This is a genomic window from Clostridium punense (assembly GCF_017874425.1).
Classification (GTDB): domain Bacteria; phylum Bacillota; class Clostridia; order Clostridiales; family Clostridiaceae; genus Clostridium_J; species Clostridium_J punense.
This window is the reverse complement of record NZ_JAGGLL010000068.1, coordinates 1-7,597: the sequence shown is the minus strand read 5'-3', so window position 1 is coordinate 7,597 and position 7,597 is coordinate 1. Positions and strand designations below refer to the sequence as shown.

Sequence of the window (7,597 nt, the reverse complement as noted above, 5' to 3'; positions counted from 1 at the left end):
CAATATTGGTGTTCACAAGATTAGTATTGATATCTAGAAGGCGTTTGGTACGTTGTATTTTTTGGTAATTTTAAATTACTTGTAAAGTGGTGTATAAGTATTAATGATAAAGATATTAATATACTTACTAAGACACTAAAGGGATATAACATTAAATTTTTTACAGAAATTAAATACACCCTTGAAAAATATTTTAAAAGTTTATATTAAAGGAGTAGAAGATAGATGTTTAATAAGACTATTTTTAAGCAAACATTTAAAGCAAATTTTAAGATATGGTCTATAATTACAATAGTTCTAATTCTTATAAATATTGCAATAATTGGAGTATTTGACCCAGAAACAATAACAAGTATGTCAAATATGGTTAAAGATACACCCTTTGCAAATATGTTGGCAGATACAAGTTTTCTTGGAATGTTAACACAAACAATTTATTCAATACACGGTATTATTTTAATGTTAATATTTATTATTAGTGTTGGTAGCAACCTTATTGTTTCACAAGTAGATAGAGGCTCTATGGCGTACTTGCTATCAACTCCTATAAAAAGAAGTGAATTTGTAATTACACAAGTTGCTTATTTTATTGCATCATTATTTATAATGATTTTATTATTTACAATATCAGGTTTAATTTCAATTCAAGCCTTTCATGGGGGAATTTGGGATAAGGGGTATACTGAAGACATAAAAGCTGCAAGTAATGTGTTAAAGGTTGACAAAGCTGAGATAGCTAATAACCTAACTTTAATTTTAAATAATGAGTATGCTTTAAAGGCAGGTGCAGAAGCAAGAGATATAGATGAAGATGTTTATAAGGAATATTTAAATCTTAAAATTATAGATAATTCATATAAGGTAGCTGCTGAAGTAATGAATATAGATGTTTCAGAGATAAATAAGAACCCATCAATAATAAAAGGCAATGATGAAGCACTTACAGCAGCAGCAAATATAATGGGAATAAATAAAGAGGGTTATAGTGCTTATATTGATAAGTTAGCTATTCAAAAAATTGAGGGAGCCAAGAAATCAAGTGAAATACAAGAGAAAATATTTGTAGGGATTAATGCGGCATCAAAAGTATTGGATGTTAAAGAAAGTGATCTTGCATCTGACATGGAGCAATTAAAATCAAATGATGAAGCTTTAAATGAAGCTGTAAAGGCGGCAGGTATTCCAAAGGAAATGTTTATACAAATAATAAATAATCAAACAGCATCAAATAATCTGGCAGCAGATAAAGGGATAGATTTTAATGTAAGAGACTATGTAATGATTAATTTAGGCTTATTCCTTTTAATGTTTGCAACTAGTGGAATTACCTTTATGTTTTCTTGTATATTCAATACATCTAAGAATTATATGGCTTTAGGTGCAGGAATACCACTTGCATTTTTCTTATTTCATATGATGGCTCAAGTTAGTGAAAGTTTAAAAGCTTTGAAATATTTTTCTTTAAACACACTATTTGATACACAGGCTATATTAAATGGTGGTAATTATACATTTCAGTTAATTATTTTAGCAGTTGTAGGTATTGCATTTTATTCTATAGGAGTTAGAGTATTTAAGGAGAAAGATTTACCACTTTAACAATACTTCGGAAGATTCCAATCTGCTATCTTCTTTAAGTGGAAGTTGTTCAACTGAACTATAAAAAGATACGGTATAGCTAATTATCTATACCGTATCTTTTTTTATAGTTAATATATAAATTTCTAGAAATTCTTATAACATTAACTATAGTATACTGTAAAAATCACAACTTGTAAATATATCCAATAATACAGAAAGAAATACAAAGTAATTTGTAGAGTTTTCTGAACTAGAGTTAAACTACTGACCTCAACTCAATTTGATGTCTTACTTGTGTATTTATATAATTTAAAATACAGTAACTTGTGCAGGAAAACCATAATAAGAATTATGAGGGGAGAAAGCTATGGATAATAATATTAACCAGCAGAAAGTATTATATAAACATATTACAGTTGAGGGAACATCCTATGAAGTAGGAAAAATTTTAGGGCAGCTTATTATAACAAAGGCAGGTTCATTTAGGAACATTGCGACTAATTTCCATGAAAAGGATAAAGGGGTAAGAAGGTATATAAATAATGCAATAGAGTATTTTGATAGATACTGTCCAGGAATTAATGATGAAATTAGGGGAGTGGCAGACACTTTAGGGGTTAGCGTAGAAGAAATAATTTATTATATTAACACCTATAAAAGCAAAGGAGGTTGTAGTCAAATGGCAGTGCTTCCTGGAATAACAGCAAATGGGCATATTTATGCTGATAGAGAAGATTATTATGCAGTTCTGCCTAATGATAATAAGAAACCCTTATGGAAGAAGCTACCTCCAGGAGCTAATGATTGTTCAGAGTTTGAAATAGTTTAGTGGAGAAATATTAGGCTTAAGAATGATAGACTTAAAGCTTTATTACTAAGATATGTATAGAATTACCCAGAAGAGAACTGTCTATATATTTAATTATAGGATGTAGATATAATTAAATTAACAAATCGATGGATCCATTAATTCTAAAAATTTAAAAGTAATCTGGAGGTAAAAAAATGAAAAGAGATAAAAGAATATTAGAAATAGTAAAAAATAAAATCCTTAGTGATTATAAGGAAGATATCTTATTGCTTGTAGTATATGGAAACAAGAAGGAAAATGAAGAGGAGAACTTAGGAACAGGGTTTTACTTCATTCCTAAAGATGAAAGAGGAAAACAACTTTCAACTCAATTTATTGTAGAAGGGGTAAGTTATGATCTATTCCCTATAAGTTGGGAAAGATTAGTTGCAAATGCTGCAATGGATAGTCCACAAGGATATTTACTTTTAGATACAGAAGTGGTTTATTGTTCGGATGAAGGTGATCTTAGTAGATTTGAAAGTTTGAAAGACAGTCTTAAAGTTGTATTAAGTGGTCAGTATGATGAAGCATTGTTAAATAAAGCTTATGAGTACTTTAATGAGAGTTATATCTATCTTTATAATATGTATAAGTATAGAGATAGTATAAGCAGTGTAAGGCTAGAAGCAGGAAAACTTCTTAAAAAAGTTGCAAATGCCTTAGGATTTGCAAACAGCCAGTATTATAAAAATGGAAATGGTTCAGTTTTAAGGGATTCTTTAAACCTAGGAAGATTACCTAAGGATTATGAAGCATTAGTAAATAATATAATTTTTGCTACTTCTAGTGAAGAAATCCATGCAAAATCCTTAAGTCTTGTTGAAAATACTAGAGAGTTACTACTCAGTATGAAGAAAGAGAAAAAACAGGTTGAGTTGTTTGAAACACTTTTCACTGGCTATTATGAAGAATTGAAAAAAAGCATTAATAAATGCAAAAATGCTGTTAGTAAACAGGACTACTACAAATTATTCGAGCTCTTCTCATATATTCAAGAAGAAGTTAGTGAGTTTATTGCTAAAATTGAAGAGGGTATATGGTATGATGATAGAAATGCTTATGTAGAATACTCAAAACACTTTAACAATATATTTAAAGTAGATTTATTGGAACTAGTTTCTCAGAAAGATGATAAACAAATTCTTGTAGCAATTGATAAGTTTGAAAAGGAACTAATTTCATTAATTTCAAAAAATAACATTAAGTTATTGGATTTTAAATCGGTGGATGAATTTGAAAGCTATTTTAGAGAGAAGTAGGAGATTTAGGTGAAATACAAAAATGCAAAGGAAATCTTGCCCCAAGCCTTGATGGATGAGGTTCAAAAGTATATAGAAGGTGAGTATCTATATATACCTAAAGCTGAAGGAACAAGAAAAAAATGGGGAGATAATTCTGGATATAGACGTAATCTTTCTATGAGGAACGATAGTATAAGGAAAGAACATATTGATGGAGCTACGATAAGTGAACTAGCTAATAAATACTATCTTTCTGAAAATACTATTAAAAAGATAGTTTATGTAAAGGACAAAGCAAGTGACTAATGAAAGAGAGTAAGTAAGGGCTGTAACTAATTTTAAAGTTGTTAATATTATTAATAAGTGTACTAGAAATAAGAATAAATAAAAATTATGTAAATGCTATAATTTTTCTTAGAATTATAGCATTTAATTTTGAAATAAAAGTTTAAGAAGAATCAAGAGAATGTATAGATGAATTTGAAATTTTATTAGTGTTTCCACGGGTAGTTCGTTAAAAGCCCAATGAAAAAGAATGCTACATATAAGAGTTATTTTTAGGAAAAGTGTAGTTATAGTGAAGACTATTTTGAAGATGCCTTAGAGCAAAAGAATAGAAGGTTTTAAATAAAAGATTAATAGGAACTTATCAGCAGAATTAAGGTGTGCAACTTTAAGTTGCAGGACTAACTGAAAAAGAACTTTATGCTTGATAGAAAGAAAATTTATTAAAATGTACAATTAAAGTATCAAGTTTAAAGGGGGATATGTATTATGTTTGGCAAAAATCTGCAATTTTTGAGAAAAATGCATAATGGAATGACTCAAGAGGAATTGGCTGAAAAAATGGGAGTAAGTAGGCAAACCATTTCAAAGTGGGAGTTGGATGCAACTTATCCTGAAATGGACAAAATCCTTGAACTTTGTCAGTTATTTTCATGTTCAATGGACCAGTTAATCAGGGAAGATATGAATGTATGTGGTGAAGCATACTCTGATATTAGAATTGAAGATGTTGGTGAGTTTAAATATATTAGATATGCTGTAATCAGTATGGAGCCTGAAGATGATGCTGTAAATCATGTAAAGGCTTGGGCAACCCGCTTGGGAATAGAGCAACCTGAAATTATAGGGTGGGATTTCCCTTTTGTATCTCAGGAGCAAGTGAATGTATTTCATATGCATGGTTATGCAGCGGCATGTATTTTACCATCAGGCATTAAGCTAGACGATAAAAATGCGGAAGTGATTATACAGAAAAAGCAAAAGTATGTGGCAATAACCATTAAGGAGCCCTTTAAAGCACCTTTTAGCATAATTCCTAATGCATATAAGACACTGATGTCGTATATGCAAATAAACGGACTTCAAGGTAAAAATGATAAAGATGTTATTTCATGCTTTGAAAAAGTATATATAATAAATGGTGTGGATTATATGGATGTGTACATTGCAATAAAATAACAAATTTATAGAGCGGATTAAAGTAAACTTCAATATTATATTTACATACTCTATTTTACACAAGGCTATATATGCACTCCACAAAATAGACGAGGATACTGGCTTATATAGATATAAAAAGAGGACTTACTGTAATAAGGTAAGTCCTTGATACATTCTTAAAGAAGATTAGCTAACACACCTTTGCATTAGACTCATTACCTGTAGAATCTATTTAAATTTTTTATTAACAGTTAATATTTGCCTTTCTTGCTTGACTACACAAATCTTTCACATTAAGCGTGTATTTCTTACCATCTTTAATAAAGTAAGTTCCACATTGTCTAAATTCAAAATGAACTCTTTTAGCTATACACTGCTCTCGAATGGATAAGACCCAATCATAATTCAGAGGTCTTGCATTTCTATCAGATTCACCACCAACTACTACAAGTTCAACATCGTTTAGATATTTTTCTATATTTATCTCTTCAATAAGTGGTTGGCAAATTATATTTTTGTGCTTTATTGGAAGAGTGGAAAATAAAGAGAGCCTAAAGTCTGATCTGTCTTGATTTTCAACAGTACAACCAACAGTTACATTATCGTATCCATTACCCCAGTCACTAGGAATACATTGAGTAAACCTCTCAATTCTCTTTGTAAGAAAAATAAAATTCAAGTCTGAGCGTTCTCTTATTATTCTCCAGCATTCTTCTCTCCAGTTGTCAGCTTCTTCAATAAGAAAATCTGTAGAAAAGCATAAATAGACGGTTTGTCCTGATTTGATTTTATACTCACCTTTTGTATTTTTCATAATAGGTGCATTGAAATTATCTGTTTTCACAATAATATTTGTGTCTATTCCTCTTCTGGCATCCCCTTTATGAATATAGCAGTATTTGCACCCTTCGCTATATTTATAACAGCCACGCCACGGATTCCACATTGCCATAGTAATACCCCCAAAAAATCGAATTTATACCATAGGATTTTAATATATATATTAGAACAATATAAATGAGTTTAACTTTAAACTGTCTAGATACCTATTCAGGTAATGTATTGATATTTCTAGCAAAGCCGAAAATCTTATTAACTGGTACTTAATCAAGCTATTTATTAATTGTATTTTTAGTAATTTGTTAACTAATGTAATGACTCCAACATAAATTAATATGGACATAGGTAAAGCTTTTTTATCCAATAGATGTATGAAAACATCTGAAAAAACCTTTATATTATTGCTCTATTATTAACCTATTCATCCATTGGGTTACCAATTATCCTACTACAATTATTATATGTTCCAGTAGGATAACTGTCAAAAAAAACATAGTTTTGTAATACAATCATCTTCGTCAGATATTTCATAATGGAATTTGGAATCATTAAAATTCTTTTTCTCCAGACGCACTCGGGTTAAGTATAAGTTCAACTTTAGTAGCGTTGAATATTTCATCAAAATGATTAGGTTTATTACGTTCATTTAACTTTATACAATTTTTAATGATGTTTTCTTCAATTAAACCAGCACAATTATGAAATAATATTACAAAAAAATACATAATATTTCATTATTCTCATTGAAAAAAGTTAATATTTCATGTATAGTATGATTATACTAGTATAATTACATAAAAATAGGCAAACTTGTCGAAAGATAGGGACGCAAAGCTATGGGTCTAAGGAAATAATATTCTATGATTGCCAGGTTGCACGTTATACAACGAGTATGCCAGGCTATGTCCTGGCTTTTTTGATTGAAGCAAATATAATAAATTCGTAGTAAGGTAAGTTAATAATTTGCAAGGAAAGGAGTGATAAAAAATTTGAAGAAACTAATAACATTTTTGTTAAATGGACAAACCATGGCTATGGATTCACAGTATATTAAGAAAATTATCAAGCTAGAACCCCTAACTAAAATTCCTAGTTCTGAGAAGTTTTTAGAAGGTGTGATTAATTATCAACAAACAATAATGCCTGTAATAAATATAAAAGCTATTCTTGGGATTCAGGACACTTCAATATATGACTCAAGTAGTATTATCGCAATATGTAAAGATGGAGAAACTACTGGGATTTTGGTAGACTATGTTGATGATATTGTAGATGTTAATGAAGAAGAAATTTGTAAGGATATTTCCAATTGCTTTATACAAGGAGTCGTAAAAATAGATAATAAAATAGTTATGATTTTAAATCCTGTGATAAGGAGGTAATTATTAATTGAGTGAGACAATAACCTCTAATGATGAATTATCTGCTATAAATTCAAAAAAAATGACTGAGTTAATTGCATTGATTGAAGAATTGGTTATTAATAGATCAAGTATAGAAAAAATTAAGAATGAAATTAACAACAATCAATATGCAAAAGTCTGCCCTTCCCCCAATAAAATAGACACACCAAACTCGTTATATCTCGTTTTTTCATAAGATAGCTAGTTATTTTACTTTTAAGCTGCAGTTACTT

General features: G+C 29.5%; 8 protein-coding genes and 1 riboswitch. Of the genes, 7 read left to right on the top strand and 1 reads right to left on the bottom strand.

Annotation, left to right across the window (positions count from 1 at the left end; all coding sequences use genetic code 11):
- The first annotated feature begins 225 nt into the window (after window positions 1-225).
- The 5 genes from J2Z44_RS20935 to J2Z44_RS20915 all read left to right on the top strand — a co-directional run bounded on the left by J2Z44_RS20935 (window position 226) and on the right by J2Z44_RS20915 (window position 5,139).
- Complete coding sequence (locus tag J2Z44_RS20935) at window positions 226-1,599, top strand: ABC transporter permease (protein ID WP_021282445.1); 1,374 nt, start codon at window positions 226-228, stop codon at window positions 1,597-1,599.
- Between the two features lie 349 nt (window positions 1,600-1,948).
- A complete protein-coding gene (locus J2Z44_RS20930) occupies window positions 1,949-2,410 on the top strand; it encodes a C45 family peptidase (RefSeq protein WP_021282444.1) in 462 nt (153 codons plus the stop codon).
- 176 nt (window positions 2,411-2,586) lie between these two features.
- Complete coding sequence (locus tag J2Z44_RS20925; RefSeq protein ID WP_021282443.1) at window positions 2,587-3,693, top strand: hypothetical protein; 1,107 nt, start codon at window positions 2,587-2,589, stop codon at window positions 3,691-3,693.
- Between the two features lie 9 nt (window positions 3,694-3,702).
- Window positions 3,703-3,981, top strand: coding sequence for a CD3324 family protein (locus tag J2Z44_RS20920; RefSeq protein ID WP_209650037.1), 279 nt, complete (start codon window positions 3,703-3,705; stop codon window positions 3,979-3,981).
- A gap of 468 nt (window positions 3,982-4,449) precedes the next feature.
- Window positions 4,450-5,139 (top strand): helix-turn-helix domain-containing protein, encoded by a 690-nt coding sequence (locus J2Z44_RS20915; RefSeq protein WP_021282440.1) that lies wholly within the window; start codon window positions 4,450-4,452, stop codon window positions 5,137-5,139.
- A gap of 226 nt (window positions 5,140-5,365) precedes the next feature.
- On the opposite strand, the gene J2Z44_RS20910 is transcribed toward J2Z44_RS20915, so the two are convergent.
- Window positions 5,366-6,073 carry a DUF5131 family protein gene (locus tag J2Z44_RS20910; RefSeq protein ID WP_021282439.1) on the bottom strand — a complete coding sequence of 236 codons (708 nt, stop codon included), beginning with the start codon at window positions 6,071-6,073 and terminating at the stop codon, window positions 5,366-5,368.
- Window positions 6,074-6,754: 681 nt separating this feature from the next.
- Window positions 6,755-6,841: riboswitch (cyclic di-GMP riboswitch) on the top strand.
- 109 nt (window positions 6,842-6,950) lie between these two features.
- On the opposite strand from J2Z44_RS20910, the gene J2Z44_RS20905 reads away from it, so the two are divergent.
- Together J2Z44_RS20905 and J2Z44_RS20900 are read left to right on the top strand one after the other, a co-directional pair.
- Window positions 6,951-7,343, top strand: coding sequence for a chemotaxis protein CheW (locus J2Z44_RS20905; protein WP_021282436.1), 393 nt, complete (start codon window positions 6,951-6,953; stop codon window positions 7,341-7,343).
- A 7-nt stretch (window positions 7,344-7,350) separates the two neighbouring features.
- Entirely contained in the window at window positions 7,351-7,560 is a 210-nt protein-coding gene (locus J2Z44_RS20900; RefSeq protein ID WP_021282435.1) for a hypothetical protein, read from the top strand.
- Window positions 7,561-7,597 lie beyond the last annotated feature (37 nt).

What these genes read in the sequence shown, in the direction of transcription:
- J2Z44_RS20935 (WP_021282445.1), top strand. Translation starts at nt 226, where the DNA reads ATGTTTAATAAGACTATTTTTAAGCAAACATTTAAAGCAAATTTTAAG.
- J2Z44_RS20930 (WP_021282444.1), top strand. Translation starts at nt 1,949, where the DNA reads ATGGATAATAATATTAACCAGCAGAAAGTATTATATAAACATATTACA.
- J2Z44_RS20925 (WP_021282443.1), top strand. Translation starts at nt 2,587, where the DNA reads ATGAAAAGAGATAAAAGAATATTAGAAATAGTAAAAAATAAAATCCTT.
- J2Z44_RS20915 (WP_021282440.1), top strand. Translation starts at nt 4,450, where the DNA reads ATGTTTGGCAAAAATCTGCAATTTTTGAGAAAAATGCATAATGGAATG.
- J2Z44_RS20910 (WP_021282439.1), bottom strand. Translation starts at nt 6,073, where the DNA reads ATGGCAATGTGGAATCCGTGGCGTGGCTGTTATAAATATAGCGAAGGG.